Source organism: Staphylococcus sp. HMSC065D05 (assembly GCF_001813195.1).
In the GTDB taxonomy this organism is placed as follows: Bacteria; Bacillota; Bacilli; order Staphylococcales; family Staphylococcaceae; genus Staphylococcus; species Staphylococcus epidermidis.
The window spans coordinates 83160-103540 of sequence record NZ_KV811763.1 but is presented as its reverse complement, the minus strand read 5'-3'; the positions used below and the strand labels follow the sequence as shown (position 1 = coordinate 103540).

The window sequence follows — 20381 nt, the reverse complement described above, 5'->3', positions numbered from 1 at the left end:
TTGTTTGTTATAATTTATTATGAATTTATAAATGGAGAAAAGGAGTATTAATATGAAAAAAGTATTTATGATCATAAGTATACTTACCATAACTGTTACTTTAAGTGCATGTGGAGGTTCTGGAAAACAAAAAGAGCCATCTAAGGAAAGTCAAAAATCTGATAAATATGATTATGTTTATTATGAAATATTAAATGATGGAGATTCTGAAACGCCAAATGTTGAGATTAAATATAAAGATAAAAAAGGTAAATCACATATAGAAAAAGCTGATTTAGATCACGTGTATGAACATATACTAGATGATGGTAATAAAAAACCATATATTGTAAAAGATGGGAAGAAAATTCATGTATACCGACCACCATATATGATTTATGGTGATGATGATGTTGAAGGCAAAGCCATTTCGAAAGATGAAGTTACGAAGTAAAAGAAAGGTGACAAAATGAAACAGCTATTATACAAAACAAGTTGCGTAATGATGGTATTTCTCACGTCTTCTTTAAGTATTGTCAGTACATATTCTCATGCAACAACATCGGGCGGAACGAGTAGTTCCAGTTCGGCAAGTTCTAGTTCAAGTAGCAGTGCAGCTTCTGCATCTAGAGGTTCAACTTCTTCAAGTACAAGTATGAGTCGTTCTAGTGCAATAAATGCGTCTCGTAATGCACAACAATCTAGTCAGCGTGCTGCTCAACAAGCGACAAAATCAAGTCGTGTGACAGCAACCAAAAATAAAGGACAACAGAGTGTATCAAGCCAAAAAGCACAATCTCGTTCTTTAATGCCATCTCAAAGGCCATATGATTCAAGTGCACCGTATTCGTCTCAATATATAGCTACAACTTATTATAATAATTGGTTATTCTATTATATCTTTGCATATTCGTTTTTAAATCAACATGAAAAGAAAAACAGTGTAGATGCTCAATTTAATATGTTGAAACAACAAATGAAGCCTCATGAGAAACTTTATACTGTTACTGTAAAGACCAAACAAGGAAAGCGTGTCGTTGTTGTACCTAAAAAACAATATGACAAAATTGAAAAAGGAAAACACATTAAAGTTAAAAATGGTGTTGTTCAGTAATCTTTTATGAGCCCATGTAAGCTCAGTGATAAATGACATAAAAACATATCAAGGGAGCTATAATAATGAAGAAAGAAATAATAGAATGGATTGTAGCCATAATCGTTGCAATTGTTATCGTCACACTTGTACAAAAGTTTTTATTTGCTTCTTATACAGTCAAAGGAGCGTCTATGCATCCAACATTTGAAAATCGAGAAAAAGTGATAGTAAGTCGTATAGCAAAAACGCTTGATCATATTGATACAGGAGATGTAGTGATTTTTCATGCTAACGCGAAGCAGGATTATATTAAGCGACTTATTGGTAAACCAGGTGATTCAGTAGAATATAAAAAAGATCAACTATATTTAAACGGTAAAAAAGTAGATGAGCCTTATTTAAGTGAAAATAAAAAACATAAAGTTGGAGAATATCTAACGGAAAACTTTAATTCTAAAGATCTTAAGGGTACGAATGGCAATATGAAAATTCCTAACGGTAAATACTTGGTTTTAGGTGATAATCGTCAAAACAGTATTGACAGTCGTATGGATGAAGTAGGTCTTTTAGATAAAAATCAAGTTGTTGGAAAAGTAGTTTTGAGATACTGGCCATTTAATCGGTGGGGCGGTAGTTTTAATCCTGGAACATTTCCTAACTAATTAAATAAAAACCTCTTAGTGCATATTTTCAATGACATGCGTACTAAGGGGTTTTTTAATATTTACTCTACTTCAATATGTTTACCGACAGCTTCCCATTTTATAGATACTGTTATGATAATTCCAAGTAAAGGGACAATGGACAAGATTAACATAGTATTCGTTAGACCTACCGCAGCAAGTATGATTGGAAAGACAAAAGTGCCTATGATACTACCAGTACGACTTACAGATTCTACAAAGCCAGTAGCTTGTGAACGTAAATGAGTCGGGAATGATAAGGCGCCAATTGTTTTTCCTTGAGTACCAGGACCTCCTGAATGGCCAAATAGAAATAATCCAATAAGGAAAGTGTTAAGAAGCATTGGTAGATGATGATAAAAGAGTCCTACACATACCATTGAAATTAAAACAAGTGTGAAGCCTATCATTGTAAGCTTCCGTGTACCTAATTTATAAGTCAATTGAGCACCTAAATATGCGCCTAGAATACCTGCTATATTGACTATGGCAGTGCCTAATAATACACCTATTTTTTCTTTACTAATAAGATAGGTTGCAATAATAGGTATGTATAAACCAACACCATAGTACTGCATACCTTGTAACGTTGAAATTGCGGTTGCCAGGATAATTCTTTTTATATATCTCGGTTTAAATAAGTCTGTCCAAGAATTTTGAGGCGAAGTCACATCAGAACTTAAATCATCGTCAAGCGTTCCCTCTAGGTGGATGTCTTTATGATAATATTTTCTTACAAATTCAGTTGCTTTTTCTAAAGAATAATGATTAATCACCCATGTCGGACTTTCGTGTAAATATTTAATTCGCAAGATGTACAAGACAAAAGCAATAAATGCACCAAATCCAACTGCATATCTCCACAAATGTGCACCAGCCCCTAGCATAAAGAACGCAATGACCACTAAAGCAGAAGTAACTATTGCAACATACCAAACGACTTGCCAATAATTAACATTTCTTCCTTTATGCTTTAAATTACTTATTTCCGCAATAAAAGTGAAAGCAACTGGACTATCCATTCCAATAGCAAACCCCATTACACAACGACATATTATTAGAATAATTACATTTGGTGCGAATGCTGCACCAAGAGACGTTACAGTGAGTGTTAGTAAGGCAATTGATAAAATGCGCTTGCGTCCAAACTGATATGCTAATGTACCACCAAGTAATGCACCAAATAATGCACCAATAGGTAAAGAGGTCATTACTATAGATAGCGTTGCTGGTGATAAATGAAACTGTTGAGTGAGTTGATCAGTCATTGTACCTAAAATAGTAATATCATATGCATCTAAAAATATAGTTCCTAATATTAAGAATAAAACCACCTTAGATGTCGATGTTTGAGCTTCATTGTCTATGAGTCTAAATAAGTCAGTTTTTGATTTAACGAAATTCATATTTTCATCCCTTATTTTCATCTTCTTTTCAATCGTAATCCAAGGTCGTTAATTCAATATAAAATTAAGATTAAAAAATTATTAATGTTTTTAAAGATGAGAAGTAATTTGTGGATAACTAGAAAGGTGAAAAATAAAAAAGTTGTTATAGCAATGTTTAAGTAAGGGTGAAATTATCCACAATAGCTTGATCGTATGTGTATAATTTACAGAATTGTGTGACAATCATAGCTGTTTATTTGCTATCAACACTTTTAAATGTTGGAGATATAGATAGTATGATAAATCATGTTTAATTTATTATGAAAGCAAAAGATTTAATTTTTTATAAATTTATTAATAAATAAAGATATTTTCTTTGTATACATATGGTTAAAGGTTGGATATTTTTTAATAATTTAAAATAATATAATTATAAAATTATTTTGATTAAATATAATTTGTTGTATTATTTAATAAATGAAAAGCAATTAGATTTTTGCAATAGTTTAGAAAGCATTTGGTTTTTGAGAAATGTTCATTTTTAAAATGAATGAATATATAGAATATCCTCGCAATTGAAACAAATTTTATCACTCGAATTCCTCAAATTTATTAGTATCTTCTTCATTGAGATTGACTAGATATCATTAATTTCTTAACTTAAAGATTTTCTACAGGAAAGTTCTGAAAGAAAAATCATCTAGCCCAATCGCTTTGTCTTTGGGTTTGAAAAATTAGATAGATTTTTCAAGTTTTTGTATAAAATTGACTATCACTATTTTGAGGTTTCTAGCACTTACAGGTAATAGTCTTTTCCATGATACATATTTCCAAACAATCCTATAATTTAACCTTTATTTATGAATACATTTGGTAAATATTAAAAATTTATAGTTAAGACTGTATCGAAGTTTGATAAAGATTAATTTAAATCTGTGGTGGTTCAATTTATTTTTCAAGTTGTTTGTAAAAACCTTGTTTTAACTCTCTTATCAACGAAAATTCTATAGAAAATGTAAAGTTTCTAAGACATCTATAAAAATAAATACAATTTTTGGATTTTACTAATCAATATTGAGAAGTATATTTTAAAAAAGTTTTCTCTGTGTTTTTAACGTTTGTGTTGTTGATGATTATCTATCTTAAGTTAAGCTTTTTCACTCTAATATTGGTTGTAGGTATAAGACAATAGAAACAAGAGAACTACATACACACTTATGACTTAGAGAATATCGAATTCTAGTAATCAAGTTTTATGACATAATCCTATATTCGTGTATACTAAAATAACAGAAAATTCTAAAAAAGGGGTGGTTTTGTATGTTTAGTTATCAAATAAATAAAAATATTAAATTAAAAATATTAGAAGAACGAGAAGCAGAACAGTTATTTAAATTAGTAGATAGCAATCGTGACTATCTAGCTGAATTTCTACCTTTTGTTGAACATACGAAGAAGGTTGAAGATAGTAAAAACTTTATCCATTCGGCGTTGCAACAATTTATCGATGGTAATGGATTTCATTGTGGAATATGGAATAATAAAGAATTGATTGGAGTCATAGGATTGCATTACTTAGATTTAGTTAATAAAACAACTTCAATTGGTTATTATTTAGCTGAAGACTTTCAAAAGAAAGGTATTATGACTAAATGTACTAAAACTTTAATTCGTTATGTATATGAAGAATATGATATTAATCGTATTGAAATACGAATGTCTACCAAAAATAAGAAAAGTCGAGCTATACCTATAAGACTGGGGTTTACACAAGAAGGTATATTGAGAAGTAATGAACGTTTACAAGGAGAATTCTCAGATAGTTATGTTTTTAGCTTGTTGAGAGAAGAATGTACGTATACTAGATAAAACTCCTCGAAAGATATGTTTATCTTTGTTTTAGCGAAAGCATTCAAATAAAATTTGATAATCCTCTAACAACTTTAAAAGCGTCTGGAGATGATAATCCAGACGCTTAAATATATTATGCTTATTTTTCACGAAGTACACGTGTCATTTCTTCAATTTTACCAGTGTGTAAAGGCACATGGATAGCATTTAACATTAATAATTCATCAAGTGTGTTACAACCTGCGATAGGTTGGTCTAATTTCTGAGCTAACTGCTCGTGTGTTAATTTTTTAGCACGTTCTGGTAATGTTTGAATGTGTTGTTTGATTTCGTTGATAGCAGGTACATCTTGTCCTTTCCAGTCTCTAGGATTTGAACCATATCCAAACAATTTATTATATTTTTCAACATCTACGACATGTTGATTGCCTAATGATAATGCTTGTTCAAAGATTGTTAATACATGACCATATTGCCAATGTAAAGTGTTTGGGAAATGTTGAGTTTCTTTATCTAATACTTCTTCAACATTCCAATTGTCATAATCGGCTAAAAGATTGTTTACGCCCAATTCAATGACATTATAAACTGTGATATTACTTATCATATTACTCCTTTCATATATCGATGGTATTACTAAAAATACCCATTAAAAAGGTAGCATATGCATTAAAGATAAAAGTTATCACAAGTTTTAGTTAAAATTTAATGTATATGGATCTTCTCTTTTTTAATCTGTTCCTTTAATACATATATATAAACATATCAGTGTATTAGCTGTAAAAACTGAGAAGTAAGATGAATCTAGAGTTGATTGGAGACATTGATATACGAAAGGATTGATAATTCAACTAATAACTCGAAATTTAGTTCGAATGCAGTAGGCCCTTTTTGACCGAAATAAAGAGCAATGATTTAGAGTAAATAACGAATGTGTATAAAGTAGTTCGCGATTAGTATAGGAAAAGCGTGCCTCTTTCTTTTTAAGCTCCTACGAGATACATTTATTTATCATCTAATCCGATAAGTTGGGTTCTATTGAGCCAGTGACACTTAAAATATGATGGTCATATACTTATTGATTATGAATCATTATGCTTTTTCTTATTTTTATCTTTAATCATTTCAGAAGGAACAGCAAAGATAAATACTAGAATAAACAAAATGAGCGCTAAGTGAGGTACATTTTCTAGGAAATACCATCTTAAGTGCCAGTCAAACATATCATTTGCATAATTTACAAAATACTTGGTAAACAATAAAGCAACACATATGCCTGTTAAAATATCTAAAACTTTAGTTAATAATGTCATTAAATTACTCCTTTATCCCATTTTTAATTAACTATTTATAAATATATTAATAAATAATTATCTTTAAATGCAAATAAATTATTAAAAACTTAAAAGATATAAATACCCCCCTGAATTTTCAATTACCGAAAATTTAGGGGGATTTTTAATATTATAGTTCTTGTTTGTTAAAAATTTTAATCGATAAAATATAAGAGATAATCATTGAAATCAATCCAAGTATTCCATAAATGGAATATACAACATAGCTTTGTGTGTTGCTCAGCATTGTAATCATAGAGCCACTTCCTGTTTGATTACTCAATATCATTGATGCGATATAGAATAAGAAATAGATAATAATGACAGCAAATGTTGTAGTCATCACAATGACATTTGAATTTTCAGAACCGAATTTGAATGTTAGAGGAAACATAATGGAGAAAGTCCCTGCACCACCAATGGCAACACATAGTGAAATGAATACCATACTTAAACTTTGTGTGATTAGACCGACACTAGGTACACCTGCAAGTATCCCAACTAATGCACACAAGAGAAAAATAGTATAATAACTTTTAACATAATCAGCTCTTCTAACAGGAAGTGTGGATATGTAATTCATCCATCTTGAGTCTTTTTCACGTTTGAAGTTATCCGTAATAGGAGATATTAAAAAAATGATAGCAAGAAAGCTGTTCATCGTTGGATTTAAAAATGAGAAAACGACTGCAGCAATAATTCCGACTACTAAGTAGATGAAAAATGATTTTTTAGCTGTATAAAATATACTAAGAGTAAGACCTTTCATTATACTTCACCTCGCATAATAATTTTAGTTGCATCATCGATTGTCTTTAGTGGTTGTGCATCAGGTACTTTTTGATAGTTATTCACTAAACTGATTTGTCGATCATTACGTCTGCGCGTTGCGATTAGATACTCATTTGAAATATTGAAATGCTCAACTGGTTGATCGATGATACCGTATTGGCTCAATAAAACTTCTTTACTTTCTTTTAAAATAATTCGACCATCACGCATAAAAACGAGCTGAGTAGCTAGCTGTTCAATATCTTCAGAAATATGTGATGAAATTAATATGGCACGATCGTCTCCTAAATAATCTTCTAGAATTTCTAACACATGTTCACGTCCTGATACGTCCATACCTGCTGTAGCTTCATCTAAGATTAATAATTTAGCATCATGGCTTAAAGCAATTGTTAAAGCTGCTTTCATACGCATTCCTCTTGAGAATGTCTTAATTTGATTATTTGTTGGTAGTTCAAATGCTTTGATTAAAGAAAAGAATGTATCACTGTTCCAAGCATCATATATTTCAGTAAAAACTTTATTGATAGATTGTAGAGTTAATTTATCTGGAACACGTAAATCATCAAAAACTACGCCTAAATGTTCTTTATATTTGAAGTCGTTCTCTGTCACCTCTTTATCGAAGAATTTCAGTGAACCATTATCTTTATGTCTATTTCCTACAAGTGTATTAATGAGGGTAGACTTACCTGAACCATTTTTTCCAATTAAACCCACTACCTCGCCAGGTTTAACAGAGAATGTGATGTCAGTAAGCTGAAATTCTGAATTCTTATATGATTTATTGAGTTGCTGAACTTCTAATAAGTTTTCCATAATTTACTCCTTTTCTTTAAATTAGTTTTAGGATTTCTGTTCTGATTTATAAAAATTACTGACTTTCAGTAAATATCCCAATGAATTATAGATAAATAAAATGATGAACAAAATCATGCCTAGTGATTGATTCATACCTGTAGTTATTGAGAATATCCCCAACATCATAATTCCTATAAAAAGTAATACAATATTCAGCTGGTGCACTTTATACAAGGAAACGAGTGTGATGTATCGCTCTCCTTCGTCCATAATATTAAATGCTTTTTCAGTGTAATGTTTCTCTCCTAATTTAGGGTGTCGAGCATCAAATTTTCTATAAAATATCCCAATCATTATGGATGAAACGATTGTAATAATGAAAGGAATTATTATTAGAGCAATGTGATTCTCAGATGCATTTCCTATGACGAGTATTAAAATTGCAATAAAAGCGACAATTAATTGCATTGTGTAAATAAATCTTACTTTCAATGATTTGGTGTATGATTTATTTTCATATGTATCTGCCAAATCATCTGAAATATTTGCGTCAATTTTAGCTTTATAGTGAAGTGACGCATTTTGGACTATAAATAAATACACAGTGAGTATAACATTTATTAATGATGCTACGATGGTTGTATAAAGCACAACTTTAAAGTTAGCGAACTGTGCATAATTAAATAACTTCTCCCAGTTAATAGCTCCTATGATGTATCCGATGATGCCTCCAACTAATCCTCCTAATAAACATAGAAGTGCATACCTTTTTATTTTCAAAAGTCTTCCTCCTCCATAATAAAGATATCTTCAACAGGTTCACCAAAAATTCTTGCAATTTTTATTGCGGTTAATATAGATGGTGTAAAATCGTTGCGTTCTATTAAAGACACCGTTTGTCGTGATATTCCAGCTTTTTTAGCAAGCTCTGTTTGATTATATCCATCACGGGCTCGTAATTCTTTAAGTCTATTGCGCAAATTGTATCACTTCCTTACATATAAACTATATAATATATTTGTCATTATGACAAGTATATTAGTCAAAATGACAAAAATAATAGTCTTCTTAGGGGTTGTATAAAATTGATTTTTAGTACCACAAGTTTTAATAAAATTTATTAGTTTTTAAAAAAAGAAATACTTTTAACATATAAATAAGACCTCAACTATTAATTTTTTACTTAAATTTAAACAAATGTATTTTGTAAATGCCTTCATTTTGGTAATATATACCTATTGTTGCAAAATATAGGAGGTTTAGGTATTGAGCTTTTATCGTTTTATGAAGAATTTTGAAGGTGAAAAAAGTCATTTTGGAGATTTGTTTGAAGGTATGAAAGATATTAATTTTCCTGAAAACATTACGACCCCAAGGGAAATTATGGAAAAGTTCCAACATTGGTTACAAGAACCTAGTTTACACGATACGATACAAGATGCGATTAAGCAGTATCAAAATAAATAACTTTCATCTATATTAAAAGGTTGTTGAATAAATCAGGGTTTTAGTCAAAATCTTTTAATGTAATTTTTATACATATACGTTGATAGGATTCATTTTCGGAAAAATAGTGCAAATAAATCAATGATTTCATGTTTAGAATAAATAATCAAAATAATAAATGATATGTCTCAACTGTTTTTTAACAATGGCGATTGTTTTATACTTATTTATAAAAGTCTATGGGACATCAAGACGCTTAAATACGGCTTCTTAATCTATTATCAATGATGTTGGTGATTCTAAAAACACTTTACCAGTGAATTGATAGGAAAGATAAGTGTAGAATATGTTGTTTCTATTATGAAGCATGGGTGACAAATATAAAGGAAAGTAAGTATTGATTGCATAATAAAATTTAGAAATGTTAAATCATCGTAGATATAATAGTAGATGTTGAGGAAATCTTATAAAGATGCCTTGTGTTAAGTGGGACGGTTAGACTACCCCGTTTGTATAGACATGAGTATTTCTTTTATGGTTTCCTCTTTTTTACAGCAATGAATTAACTATATTTAGTGAAGTGAAAGTGATTCTGAAATTAAAATTAATCATTGCTTAGAAAGAAAGTGATGCATTTGATGACGATAGATCATAATGGAATTTTTCTATGTAAATTTGGTAATATAATGTGGAATGTGTTTACTACAATTAAAGTATGTAATACTCATTTAAATGCAATGAAGGTAAGAGATAAACTCTTAAATAATAGATTTGAATATCCAAATATAATGACAATAAGAAAAGAAGGTTTGCTTCTTCCCTCATTTTTAGAAAAGTATAAGTTATATTAAGGAGATGAATATGACATGTCACGCATAGTATTAGCTGAAGCATATCGAACACCTATAGGCGTGTTTGGTGGTGCATTTAAGGATATACCTGCCTATGAACTAGGTGCAACAGTTATTCGTCAAATTTTAGAACATAGTCAAATAGATCCTAATGAAATCAATGAAGTTATTCTAGGGAACGTGTTACAGGCAGGTCAAGGACAAAATCCTGCTCGTATTGCTGCGATTCATGGTGGTGTGCCAGAAGCGGTACCTTCTTTCACTGTAAATAAAGTTTGCGGTTCTGGATTAAAAGCGATTCAACTTGCCTATCAATCTATTGTAGCGGGAGATAATGAGATTGTTATCGCTGGAGGCATGGAAAGTATGTCTCAATCTCCAATGCTGCTTAAAAATAGTCGTTTCGGTTTTAAAATGGGAAATCAAACTTTAGAAGATAGTATGATAGCTGATGGTTTAACTGATAAGTTTAATGACTACCATATGGGCATCACAGCCGAAAATCTAGTTGAACAGTATCAGATTAGTCGTAAAGAACAAGATCAGTTTGCATTCGATTCCCAACAAAAAGCATCACGTGCACAACAAGCAGGTGTGTTTGATGCTGAAATTGTACCTGTAGAGGTACCACAACGTAAAGGTGATCCCCTAATGATTTCTCAAGATGAAGGCATTAGACCTCAAACGACAATTGATAAGTTAGCACAACTCCGCCCAGCATTTAAAAAAGATGGATCAGTAACTGCTGGTAATGCATCTGGTATCAATGACGGTGCTGCTGCTATGCTCGTTATGACGGAGGACAAAGCGAAAGCTTTGGGAATACAACCTATAGCTGTATTAGATAGTTTTGGTGCGAGTGGTGTGGCGCCTTCAATTATGGGCATTGGTCCAGTTGAAGCGATACGTAAAGCTTTAAAACGTTCTAATAAAGTGATAGATGATGTTGATATTTTTGAATTAAACGAAGCTTTTGCAGCACAATCAATTGCTGTAAATCGTGAGTTGCAATTACCGCAAGATAAAGTCAATGTTAATGGTGGTGCGATTGCACTAGGACATCCAATAGGGGCTTCGGGTGCACGCACTTTAGTTTCATTATTACATCAATTAAGTGATGCTAAGCCAACAGGTGTGGCATCTTTATGTATCGGAGGCGGTCAAGGTATCGCTACGCTTGTATCTAAATATGGCGTTTAATATTTAGTGGAGCACGGTTTTTATATAATAAAAATGTGTATTAAAAAAGCTATAAACGAAGTCGTTTTAAAAACTTCGTTTATAGCTTTTTACTTAGTTAGAAAGATTTCATTGCTATTCAAATCTTATGATGATGAACATTAATGGAATCATATCATAGCGTTTGTGCACAACTTGAACACCACGTGGTTGAGAACGCTAGATGAAAGACATTAATTAAGGTTTTATTGCGAATGCACGAACTGGAAAGCCTGGTGCATCTTTTGGTTTTGGACTGATTGCATAGATAATTGCACCTCTGGTAGGTAATTGATCTAAATTGGTAAGTAATTCGACTTGGAATGTGTCTTGCCCTAAGATATATCTTTCGCCAACAATGTCACCATTTTTAGCTGTATCAATTGAGGCATCAGTATCAAATGTTTCGTGACCTATGGATTTAACACCACGTTCTTCAATGAGAAATTTTAATGCATCAAGGCCCCAACCTGGAAGATGTTGATAGCCATCTACATCTTTATTTTCAAATTTTTCTATATCTGGCCAACGTTTTGACCAATCAGTACGTAATGCGACAAAAGTACCTGCTTCAATGCGACCGTGTTGTTGTTCCCAGTCTTCTAAATGTTTACGTGATACGATAAAATCTGAATTTTGTGCAGCTTCTTTAGAATAATCTAAAACAATTAATGGTAAAACAAGTTCTTTTAAATCTAATTCTTCTAAATATCTTCTATTTTCAACGAAATGGATTGGAGCATCAATGTGTGTTCCATATTGAGTTACGATACTCCAACGTTGTACATAAAACCCATGATCTTTAACATTGAATAGCGTTGAGACTTCACCTTTTTCAAATTCGCTAAAACGAGGGATATTTGGGTCGAAAGTATGTGTTAAATCGACCCACTGAGCCTCTTTTAAAGTATTTAATTGATTCCAAAGTGGATACTGTGACATTTGTCTCACCTCTAGCTCGTATTATGCTGTTGTTGATTCAGATTCTTGACGTTTCTTTTTAACTGCATTGACTAACACTGTTAATGCATCTTTCACTTCATCTTCTTTACGTGTTTTTAGACCACAGTCTGGGTTAACCCAGAATAGAGAACGGTCAATTTGTTGTAATGAACGATTAATTGCAGTGGTAATCTCTTCTTCGGTTGGAATACGTGGACTGTGAATATCGTAAACACCTAATCCAATTCCTAAATCATAATTAATATCTTCGAAATCTTGAATTAAGTCTCCGTGACTACGAGAAGTTTCAATAGAAATAACGTCTGCATCTAAATCATGGATGGCATGAATGATTTGTCCAAATTGAGAATAGCACATATGTGTATGAATTTGTGTTTCATCATGCACAGATGATGTTGCTAATTTAAATGAATGTACAGCATCTTCTAAATATTGTTCGTGATATTCAGAACGTAGAGGTAAGCCTTCACGCAACGCTGGTTCGTCAACTTGAATGACTTTGATACCTGCTTCTTCTAAAGCTAACACTTCTTCATCAATGGCTAAGGCAATTTGATCTTGAACAACCTTTCTAGGTACATCTACGCGTTCAAATGACCAGTTTAGAATAGTAACTGGACCTGTAAGCATACCTTTTACTGGTTTGTCAGTTAAGCTTTGCGCGTATACTGTTTCTTTTACAGTAAGTGGAGCAGTCCACTTCACATCTCCATATATAACTGGTGGTTTAACTGCACGAGAACCGTAAGACTGTACCCAACCGAATTTTGTTACTAGGAAACCTTGAAGTTTTTCCCCAAAAAATTCAACCATGTCGTTACGTTCAAACTCACCGTGTACAAGTACGTCTAAACCAATATCTTCTTGGATTTTAATCCAACGAGCGATTTCATTTTGTAAAAATTCTTGATACTCAGCGTCTGTAATGCGATTATTTTTCCAATCTGCTCTAAATTTACGGACTTCACGAGTTTGAGGGAATGAACCAATCGTAGTCGTAGGTAAATCTGGTAAATTTAGACGTTGGTTTTGTAATTGCTTGCGTTTAGCAAATGGTGATTTACGATGTGTCGGTACACTTTCAAAATCGTATTCAAGATTTTTAAAAGATTGACTTTGGAAGCGTTCATAACGAGCTTTGTAATGTTCATATTTTGACAGGTCATCATCATTAAACAAGCGACGCAATGCATCTAATTCATCTAACTTTTCAGTAGCAAAACTTAATCCTTCTGCAATAGATTCATCAAGTGTTTCATCATCTAGTGATACTGGAACATGTAGAAGTGATGATGAGGGTTGAATGACTAACTGTTGTGTGTGTTGTTGTAATGTTTCGATTAGTTGTTTTTTCGCTTCAATATCAGCAGCCCATACATTTCGGCCATCAATGATTCCTGCATAAAGTGCTTTACTTTGATCGAAATCACCAGCTTCAATTTGTTTTAAGTTATAGCCGTTATCGTGTACCAAATCTAATCCTAAACCGCTTACTGGTAATGAACTTAAGAATTTTAAGTGAACACGTTCAAAGTAAGTTTGAATAACGAGGTATTTTCCTAAACCTTCATCTGAGAAATAGTCGTATGCTTTTCTAGTAATGTCTTCATAACTTTCGCTATCATCAGTCACTAGAATAGGCTCGTCAATTTGAATATACTCAGCACCTGCATCTACAAGTGACTGTAAAACTTCTTTATATAAAGGAAGTAATGTTTCAACTTTTTCCTCGAACGATTGATGACCACCTTTTGATAATTTTACAAATGTGATAGGACCAACAATTACAGGATGCGCATTTACATTAATTGATTGTGCATATTTAAAACGTTCTAATAACGTATTTTTTTCAACTTTAGGTTCTACGTTGTCCCATTCAGGTACAATGTAGTGATAGTTGGTGTTAAACCATTTAATAAGTGCACTTGCAACATGCTCTTTGTTACCACGAGCAATATCAAATAATAAATCATCATTGACTTCGCGTCCTTGGAAACGTTCAGGGATAATATTGAACAATAAAGACGTATCTAAAATATGATCATATAAAGAGAAATCTCCAACTGGAATGCTATCAAGATGATAATTTTTCTGAAGTAAAAGATTTTCTTTGTGTAAATCAGTCAGTGTTTGATCTAATTCTGCTTTGTCAATTTTATGTGCCCAATAATTTTCAATTGCTTTTTTCCATTCTCTTTTTCTACCTAATCTTGGGAATCCTAAGTTTGAAGTTTTAATTGTTGTCATAATATTGCCTCCTTGTTGGCAGTGATTGATTTAGAGTATGCTGCGAGTTCCAACGAATAATCTACCTTTTGGAAAGGTGTAATAATATACAGACCGTTGAAGTATTCGTGTACTGTATCAATGAGTTCTTTAGAAAGTCTTAAACTTAATTCTTTAGTCTTTTCTTTATCATCTTTAACAGCTTTGAATTGGTTAAGTACATCGTCTGACATTTTGATGCCGGGCACTTCATTATGTAAGAAAAGTGCGTTGTTATAACTTGCGATTGGCATGATACCTATGAAGAAAGGTGTATTTAAATGTTTTGTTTCTTCATATACTTGAATAATTTTTTCTTTACTATAAACGGGTTGAGTTATGAAATAACTCATGCCACTTGCTACTTTCTTTTCAAGTCGTTTAATGGCTCCATCTAATTTTCGTACGTTAGGATCAAACGCACCAGCGATGTTAAAGTTAGTATGTTTCTTCAGCGCATCGCCGTCAGTGTTAATACCTTTGTTAAATCTTAGTGCAAGTTCTGTAAGGCCTTTTGAGTTCACATCATAGACATTTGTAGCTCCGGGTAAATGACCTACTTTAGAAGGATCTCCGGTAATAGCCAGTATTTCATTGACACCAATGAGTGATAAACCTAGAAGATGAGACTGTAATCCTATTAAATTACGGTCACGACATGTTACATGTACAAGAGGCTCAATATCGTAGCGTTGTTTGATTAAACTTGCCGCTGCGATGTTACTTACTCTTACGGTAGCTAACGAATTATCCGCCAATGTAACAGCATCTATGCCAGCTTCATCTAATTTGCCTACATTATCGAAAAATGTATCAGTATCCAAATGTTTGGGTGTATCAAGTTCTACGATGACTGTTGGGCCATTTTTAACTTTAGAAGTAAGGTTTTGTTTAAGAACTCGCGCTTGCTTTTGAGATGAAGCTTTATTAATAGGGATTACCTTTTTATCTTTAACGGGTTTTAAATGTTTAACTGCTGATTTAATATAGTGAATATGTTCAGGTGTTGTGCCACAACAACCACCTATTAATCTGACTCCCTCATTAATTAATTCTTGAGCTATATCTCCGAAATATTGAGCATTATCACTATATTTGAATTCACTATTCTCGATATCTAATAAACTCGCGTTTGGATAACACGATAAATACGCATGTTTAGGAAGTTCTATATGTGAAAATGATCGTTGCATATGGTGTGGGCCATGGTGACAATTTAATCCAACTACATTGGCGCCACATTCAACTACGTATTTCAATGCCTCATTAATTTCAGTGCCATCAACTAAGTAATTCGTATTTGAAGCGGTGAGTTGAGCGATGATTGGAATATCGTATTTTTGTCGTGTGGCAGTGACGATGCGAGTTAATTCATCTAAATCGTAATAAGTTTCAAATAAAAGGGCATCTACACCTTCATCAATTAATGTATCGATTTGAAGTTCTGTATGATATTGAATTGTTGAAAGGCTAATATCCTCTTGCCGGACGCCTCTAAATCCACCTACCGTTCCAAGTATAATTGTGTCCTCATTTGCTGCACGTTTGGCAATTTGAACTGCAGCTTGGTGAATTTCTTTAACTTTATGTTCAAGACCAAAGGACTTTAATTTTTCAAAGTTGGCACCATACGTATTCGTTTGAATGACGTCTGCACCAGCTTCGATATAAGAACGATGAATCCGCTCGACCTTATCTGGATGAGTAAGATTGTAGGCTTCCGGACAAGTATCAAGTCCTTCCGAGTAGAATATTGTTCCAATAGCGCCATCAGCTACTAAAACGTTGCTCTTTAATTGGTTCAATAAATGACTCATTGAAAGCCTCCTTTAAAGCGTAGTTAAAATCTGCGATGAGTTCTTCTGGATTCTCAAGACCTACACTTAAACGGAATAACCCGAAAGTGATGCCACGTTCACGTCTCACATCTTCTGGCACTGCTGCATGAGACATTGTTGCGGGATGTGATAGGATAGTTTCTACACCACCGAGACTCACTGATACAAGCGGTAAAGTAAGAGAATCGACAAACTTTTGTGCTTTAGATTCATCTTTAATTCGGAAACCTATCACTGCACCTCCAGTTGAAGCTTGCTTGAGGTGTGTAGGATTATTTCCTGGGTAATACACCTCAGAAATCTCCTCTCTTTGACTCAAAAATTGAACAAGACGTTCAGCATTATGAACAGATTGTTTAAAACGAACTGGTAATGTTTTAAGATGTTTTGCAAGTGCCCAACTATCATAAGCAGAAAGGGCTGTGCCCGTGCCGTTCTGTAATAAGTACAATGCATTTGCAACCTCTCTATTATTAGTAATTGCTGCACCTGCGATTAAATCGCTATGTCCACCTAGAAATTTAGTTGCACTATGAATAACTATGTCAGCGCCTAGTGCTAAAGGTGATTGACCCAAAGGTGTCATAAATGTATTATCAACAGCTAATAGTAACTTATGTTCCTTTGCTAGCGTTGCTACAGCATGAATATCTGTAATTTTGAAAAGTGGATTTGAAGGTGTCTCTACATAGATGAGTTTTGTGTTTGATTGAATAGCTTCAGCGATATGATCTATATGTGTGGCGTTAACTGTAGTAAATTCAATATTGAATCGATTGAGTATTTGTTCAGTTAATCTAAATGTCCCCCCGTAAACATCATCAGGTAAAATAACATGATCCGCTGCGTTTAATGTGAGTAAAACGGCTGAAATTGCGGCAATGCCTGAAGCATAAGCAAATGCATATTTACCATCTTCTAAGCGTGCCAGTTTCTCTTCAAGTAAAGTTCGGTTAGGGTTACCACTTCGTGCGTAATCATATTGACTCTCACCACCTAACACTTTTTGATGGAACGTAGATGAATCGTAAAGTGGTGGGTTAGCTGAGTCGTAGTCTTTACCTCTACGTACATCGAATATTACTTCTGTTTCTTTAGATAAACTCATGAAATCACTCCTACTTTAGAATTCTCTAATGCTTGAATTATGTCAGCTTCTATATCGTTATAATCTTCTATACCTACGGATAATCTGATGAGATATTCATCAATGCCACGTTTGTCTTTTTCCTCATCTGGCATATCAACGTGTGTTTGTGTATAAGGGAAGGTGATAAATGTTTCTGTACCACCTAAGCTTTCTGCGAATATGCAAATATCTAAATTTTCCAAAAATTTAGCGACGCTATATGCTTGGTTCAGTCTTAAACTAAGCATGCCTGTTCGTCCGCTATATAAAACTTCATCAATTGAATCTGACTGGCGACATCGTTGTGCGAGTTTTTGAGCGTTTTTTTGGGAACGCTCTATGCGAAGATGTAATGTCTTTAAACCTCTTTGTAAAAGATAACTATCAAGAGGTGATAGCGTTGCTCCAATCATATTATGGAATTGATTCAATTGTTCAGCTAATTGAGCATCTTTAACAGTTACAACTCCAGCTAACACATCGTTATGTCCGCCAATGTATTTTGTTGCTGAATGCAGAACGATATCTGCACCTTCTTCGAGTGGTGTCGAAAGATAAGGTGTTAAAAAAGTGTTGTCGATAATTGTTAATAGTTGATGTTTTTTGCTAAGGATATAATATGGTTCTACATCAATTTCAATCATTTGCGGATTTGAGATTGGTTCAATAAATAATGCTCTAGTTTGTGGCGTAATGTTTTTTTCCACTTCTTCATAATTTAAAAAGTCTACATATTTAAACTTCAACCCATATTGTTTTTCGTAGAAATCGAATAACCGAAACGTTCCACCATAAAGGTCAAATGCAACGAGAATTTCATCACCTGGTTTGAATATATTACATATTAACTGAATCGCTGCCATACCACTGGAAGTAGCAAATGAAGCAATGCCTTTTTCAAGCTGTGCAAAAGCTTCTTCAAAGGCTGTTCTTGTAGGGTTTTTCGTTCGTGTATAATCATAGCCTGTTGATTCACCTAGGTGAGGATGCTGATATGCAGTAGATAAATATATTGGATTGGCAATTGCGCCAGTGTGATCTTGTGTTAAAGCAATTTGAGCTAAATCTGTATCCTTCATAGCTAGCTCCTCCTATTCAGTAAAAATAAAAAAGCTTCCGTCCTTTAGACCCGAATGATTCGGATGTAAAGGACGAAAGCTTAAACTTCGCGGTACCACCTTTGTTTGCTACTTTATTACTAAAGTAACCTCAATCAGTACGCCATAGTGTTAAAACAGTATACTGAAAATAGCTGATACACAATTTTCTTATCGTAACATCATTAAATAAAACAAAAACTCATTTAATCCATATGTGAATAAATGAGTATTAACGATAAATTGTGACGTATAAAATTTCCAGTACGCCATTTAACATCAATGTTAATACTGTATCGCTATAACGGGCGAACCCGTTGATACCTCATATTGGCATCAACACTCCAAGGCCATTTTCAAACTTTCTTTCAATGCCTTCTCTCAGCGTGTGAAGACTCTCTGTATAAGCAGTGTAAGTTTTACTTTCCTTTTTACAGTGTGTAAAATGTTTTTTAAATTGTTAATACATAGATTACATAGTTTGAATTTATTTGTCAATGATTTTTCTGAAAATTTTGATTTAACTATTAATTTATTATCAGAAATACATCTGAAAATATATGACGTAATAAGCTTCATATTAAGCTGTTAGTATTAATTTGAAAGGCTTGTATTATTGGATTGAACTTTTTTAAAATAAGGAATGAATCAATGAGGATTGATTATTCATTAGAGGTACTTAAACTAAGATAGAAAGATGTGGAAAAGAGATGGCATATACAGATGATCAGAGGTTGAAAATGAATAATGATGATAGTGTGCAATTTATTGCACTAGAATTAATTAGACCTAATCCTTATCAGCCACGTAAGACGTTTGAAGAAGAACGACTCAATGATTTAGCTTCATCAATTCAACAACATGGTATACTACAGCCTATTGTATTACGTCAAACTGTTCAAGGTTACTATATTGTTGTGGGTGAGCGACGATTTAGAGCATCTCAATTGGCGGGATTAACAAAAGTGCCAGCTATTATTAAAGAACTATCTGATGAAGATATGATGGAATTGGCAATTATTGAAAATTTACAGAGAGAAGATTTAAATGCCATTGAAGAAGCGGAAAGTTATAAAAAAATGATGACAGATTTGAACATTACCCAACAAGAAGTTGCGAGACGATTAGGTAAGTCACGTCCTTATATTGCCAACATGCTTAGGTTATTACAGTTACCTAAAGATGTTGCTCAGATGGTTCAACACGGGGCGTTATCTAGTGCTCATGGGCGTACGTTATTAACTTTGAAAGACGCCAGTAAAATAAAAAAGACGGCAAAACAAGCGGCCCAGGAGTCTTGGAGTGTAAGGTATTTAGAGGAGTACGTCAATGGTTTAGTCAGTAAAGACATCTCAATGAAACTTGACAAAGAGACTAAGGGAAGTAAACCGAAAATGATTCAACAGCAGGAAAGATTTTTAAAAAAGCAATATGGTACGAAAGTAGATATTTCGACATCAAAAAATGTTGGAAAAATCACATTTGAATTTAAATCTGAAGCAGAATTCAAACGCTTGATTCGTCAACTTAATAAAGATTATATGGAATATTAAAAGTTTAGCCCTCTATAAACAGGAAGCATATACATAGTTTTATAAATATCCCTCAAAAGGATAGTATTTTAAAACCATAGACGTATTATCTAAATGA

General features: G+C 32.9%; 20 protein-coding genes and 1 other annotated feature. Of the genes, 8 read left to right on the top strand and 12 right to left on the bottom strand.

Going from position 1 to position 20381, the window contains the following annotated elements; genetic code table 11:
* The first annotated feature begins 52 nt into the window (after positions 1–52).
* The 3 genes from HMPREF2897_RS08600 (at position 53) to lepB (ending at position 1737) form a co-directional block, all read left to right on the top strand.
* Positions 53–433, top strand: coding sequence for an LptM family lipoprotein (locus tag HMPREF2897_RS08600; protein WP_002474869.1), 381 nt, complete (start codon positions 53–55; stop codon positions 431–433).
* A 15-nt stretch (positions 434–448) separates the two neighbouring features.
* Complete coding sequence (locus HMPREF2897_RS08595) at positions 449–1093, top strand: hypothetical protein (RefSeq protein WP_002474867.1); 645 nt, start codon at positions 449–451, stop codon at positions 1091–1093.
* Positions 1094–1158: 65 nt separating this feature from the next.
* On the top strand, positions 1159–1737 hold the full coding sequence (lepB, locus tag HMPREF2897_RS08590) for a signal peptidase I (RefSeq protein ID WP_002447662.1): 579 nt from the start codon (positions 1159–1161) through the stop codon (positions 1735–1737).
* A 62-nt stretch (positions 1738–1799) separates the two neighbouring features.
* Here lepB and HMPREF2897_RS08585 read toward each other — a convergent pair whose 3' ends face one another.
* Entirely contained in the window at positions 1800–3164 is a 1365-nt protein-coding gene (locus HMPREF2897_RS08585) for an MFS transporter (protein WP_002487249.1), read from the bottom strand.
* Between the two features lie 1302 nt (positions 3165–4466).
* Between HMPREF2897_RS08585 and HMPREF2897_RS08580 the strand changes: the two genes are divergently transcribed.
* Complete coding sequence (locus tag HMPREF2897_RS08580; protein WP_070592980.1) at positions 4467–5015, top strand: GNAT family N-acetyltransferase; 549 nt, start codon at positions 4467–4469, stop codon at positions 5013–5015.
* Between the two features lie 121 nt (positions 5016–5136).
* Here the strand turns inward: HMPREF2897_RS08580 and HMPREF2897_RS08575 are convergent, their stop codons facing one another.
* The 6 genes from HMPREF2897_RS08575 to HMPREF2897_RS08550 all read right to left on the bottom strand — a co-directional run bounded on the left by HMPREF2897_RS08575 (position 5137) and on the right by HMPREF2897_RS08550 (position 8904).
* On the bottom strand, positions 5137–5601 hold the full coding sequence (locus HMPREF2897_RS08575; protein WP_001831338.1) for a bacillithiol transferase BstA: 465 nt from the start codon (positions 5599–5601) through the stop codon (positions 5137–5139).
* 478 nt (positions 5602–6079) lie between these two features.
* A complete protein-coding gene (locus HMPREF2897_RS08570; RefSeq protein WP_002447665.1) occupies positions 6080–6310 on the bottom strand; it encodes an epilancin biosynthesis-related protein ElxI1 in 231 nt (76 codons plus the stop codon).
* Between the two features lie 151 nt (positions 6311–6461).
* On the bottom strand, positions 6462–7100 hold the full coding sequence (locus HMPREF2897_RS08565; protein ID WP_002447666.1) for an ABC-2 transporter permease: 639 nt from the start codon (positions 7098–7100) through the stop codon (positions 6462–6464).
* Positions 7100–7942: an ABC transporter ATP-binding protein gene (locus HMPREF2897_RS08560; protein ID WP_002437236.1), complete on the bottom strand. Its 843-nt coding sequence runs from the start codon at positions 7940–7942 to the stop codon at positions 7100–7102. The genes HMPREF2897_RS08565 and HMPREF2897_RS08560 overlap by 1 nt, the downstream gene beginning before the upstream one ends.
* A gap of 27 nt (positions 7943–7969) precedes the next feature.
* A complete protein-coding gene (locus HMPREF2897_RS08555; protein WP_058702972.1) occupies positions 7970–8704 on the bottom strand; it encodes a DUF3169 family protein in 735 nt (244 codons plus the stop codon).
* The gene (locus tag HMPREF2897_RS08550) at positions 8701–8904 is read right to left on the bottom strand and encodes a helix-turn-helix transcriptional regulator (RefSeq protein ID WP_001831346.1); all 204 of its coding nucleotides are present in this window, start codon (positions 8902–8904) and stop codon (positions 8701–8703) included. Before HMPREF2897_RS08550 ends, HMPREF2897_RS08555 begins: the two co-directional genes overlap by 4 nt.
* Positions 8905–9190: 286 nt before the next feature.
* Between HMPREF2897_RS08550 and HMPREF2897_RS08545 the strand changes: the two genes are divergently transcribed.
* The 3 genes from HMPREF2897_RS08545 (at position 9191) to HMPREF2897_RS08535 (ending at position 11421) form a co-directional block, all read left to right on the top strand.
* Entirely contained in the window at positions 9191–9391 is a 201-nt protein-coding gene (locus HMPREF2897_RS08545; RefSeq protein WP_001831332.1) for a sterile alpha motif-like domain-containing protein, read from the top strand.
* A 617-nt stretch (positions 9392–10008) separates the two neighbouring features.
* Positions 10009–10221, top strand: a complete 213-nt coding sequence (locus HMPREF2897_RS08540; protein WP_020363547.1) for a hypothetical protein — start codon at positions 10009–10011, stop codon at positions 10219–10221.
* A 15-nt stretch (positions 10222–10236) separates the two neighbouring features.
* Positions 10237–11421: an acetyl-CoA C-acetyltransferase gene (locus HMPREF2897_RS08535; RefSeq protein ID WP_002491728.1), complete on the top strand. Its 1185-nt coding sequence runs from the start codon at positions 10237–10239 to the stop codon at positions 11419–11421.
* A gap of 216 nt (positions 11422–11637) precedes the next feature.
* Here the strand turns inward: HMPREF2897_RS08535 and HMPREF2897_RS08530 are convergent, their stop codons facing one another.
* Genes HMPREF2897_RS08530 through HMPREF2897_RS08510 form a run of 5 tightly spaced genes read right to left on the bottom strand, consistent with a single transcriptional unit; the run spans position 11638 to position 18713 of the window.
* Positions 11638–12381, bottom strand: a complete 744-nt coding sequence (locus tag HMPREF2897_RS08530; RefSeq protein WP_002487128.1) for a cyclase family protein — start codon at positions 12379–12381, stop codon at positions 11638–11640.
* A 21-nt stretch (positions 12382–12402) separates the two neighbouring features.
* Positions 12403–14649, bottom strand: a complete 2247-nt coding sequence (gene metE / locus HMPREF2897_RS08525; RefSeq protein WP_070592978.1) for a 5-methyltetrahydropteroyltriglutamate--homocysteine S-methyltransferase — start codon at positions 14647–14649, stop codon at positions 12403–12405.
* Positions 14646–16484, bottom strand: coding sequence for a bifunctional homocysteine S-methyltransferase/methylenetetrahydrofolate reductase (locus HMPREF2897_RS08520; protein ID WP_070592974.1), 1839 nt, complete (start codon positions 16482–16484; stop codon positions 14646–14648). Before HMPREF2897_RS08520 ends, metE begins: the two co-directional genes overlap by 4 nt.
* Positions 16438–17613 (bottom strand): cystathionine beta-lyase MetC, encoded by a 1176-nt coding sequence (metC, locus tag HMPREF2897_RS08515; RefSeq protein WP_070592973.1) that lies wholly within the window; start codon positions 17611–17613, stop codon positions 16438–16440. Before metC ends, HMPREF2897_RS08520 begins: the two co-directional genes overlap by 47 nt.
* A complete protein-coding gene (locus tag HMPREF2897_RS08510) occupies positions 17610–18713 on the bottom strand; it encodes a PLP-dependent transferase (protein WP_070592972.1) in 1104 nt (367 codons plus the stop codon). Before HMPREF2897_RS08510 ends, metC begins: the two co-directional genes overlap by 4 nt.
* A gap of 65 nt (positions 18714–18778) precedes the next feature.
* Positions 18779–19175 (bottom strand) — a binding site (T-box leader).
* A 266-nt stretch (positions 19176–19441) separates the two neighbouring features.
* On the opposite strand from HMPREF2897_RS08510, the gene HMPREF2897_RS08505 reads away from it, so the two are divergent.
* Entirely contained in the window at positions 19442–20284 is an 843-nt protein-coding gene (locus HMPREF2897_RS08505) for a ParB/RepB/Spo0J family partition protein (RefSeq protein WP_002491696.1), read from the top strand.
* The last annotated feature ends 97 nt before the right edge of the window (positions 20285–20381 follow it).

Excerpts from the sequence above, each read along its gene's own strand:
- HMPREF2897_RS08600 (WP_002474869.1), top strand. The coding sequence starts at position 53 with ATGAAAAAAGTATTTATGATCATAAGTATACTTACCATAACTGTTACT.
- HMPREF2897_RS08595 (WP_002474867.1), top strand. The coding sequence starts at position 449 with ATGAAACAGCTATTATACAAAACAAGTTGCGTAATGATGGTATTTCTC.
- lepB (WP_002447662.1), top strand. The coding sequence starts at position 1,159 with ATGAAGAAAGAAATAATAGAATGGATTGTAGCCATAATCGTTGCAATT.
- HMPREF2897_RS08585 (WP_002487249.1), bottom strand. The coding sequence starts at position 3,164 with ATGAATTTCGTTAAATCAAAAACTGACTTATTTAGACTCATAGACAAT.
- HMPREF2897_RS08580 (WP_070592980.1), top strand. The coding sequence starts at position 4,467 with ATGTTTAGTTATCAAATAAATAAAAATATTAAATTAAAAATATTAGAA.
- HMPREF2897_RS08570 (WP_002447665.1), bottom strand. The coding sequence starts at position 6,310 with ATGACATTATTAACTAAAGTTTTAGATATTTTAACAGGCATATGTGTT.
- HMPREF2897_RS08565 (WP_002447666.1), bottom strand. The coding sequence starts at position 7,100 with ATGAAAGGTCTTACTCTTAGTATATTTTATACAGCTAAAAAATCATTT.
- HMPREF2897_RS08560 (WP_002437236.1), bottom strand. The coding sequence starts at position 7,942 with ATGGAAAACTTATTAGAAGTTCAGCAACTCAATAAATCATATAAGAAT.
- HMPREF2897_RS08540 (WP_020363547.1), top strand. The coding sequence starts at position 10,009 with ATGACGATAGATCATAATGGAATTTTTCTATGTAAATTTGGTAATATA.
- HMPREF2897_RS08535 (WP_002491728.1), top strand. The coding sequence starts at position 10,237 with ATGTCACGCATAGTATTAGCTGAAGCATATCGAACACCTATAGGCGTG.
- HMPREF2897_RS08530 (WP_002487128.1), bottom strand. The coding sequence starts at position 12,381 with ATGTCACAGTATCCACTTTGGAATCAATTAAATACTTTAAAAGAGGCT.
- metE (WP_070592978.1), bottom strand. The coding sequence starts at position 14,649 with ATGACAACAATTAAAACTTCAAACTTAGGATTCCCAAGATTAGGTAGA.
- HMPREF2897_RS08520 (WP_070592974.1), bottom strand. The coding sequence starts at position 16,484 with ATGAGTCATTTATTGAACCAATTAAAGAGCAACGTTTTAGTAGCTGAT.
- metC (WP_070592973.1), bottom strand. The coding sequence starts at position 17,613 with ATGAGTTTATCTAAAGAAACAGAAGTAATATTCGATGTACGTAGAGGT.
- HMPREF2897_RS08510 (WP_070592972.1), bottom strand. The coding sequence starts at position 18,713 with ATGAAGGATACAGATTTAGCTCAAATTGCTTTAACACAAGATCACACT.
- HMPREF2897_RS08505 (WP_002491696.1), top strand. The coding sequence starts at position 19,442 with ATGGCATATACAGATGATCAGAGGTTGAAAATGAATAATGATGATAGT.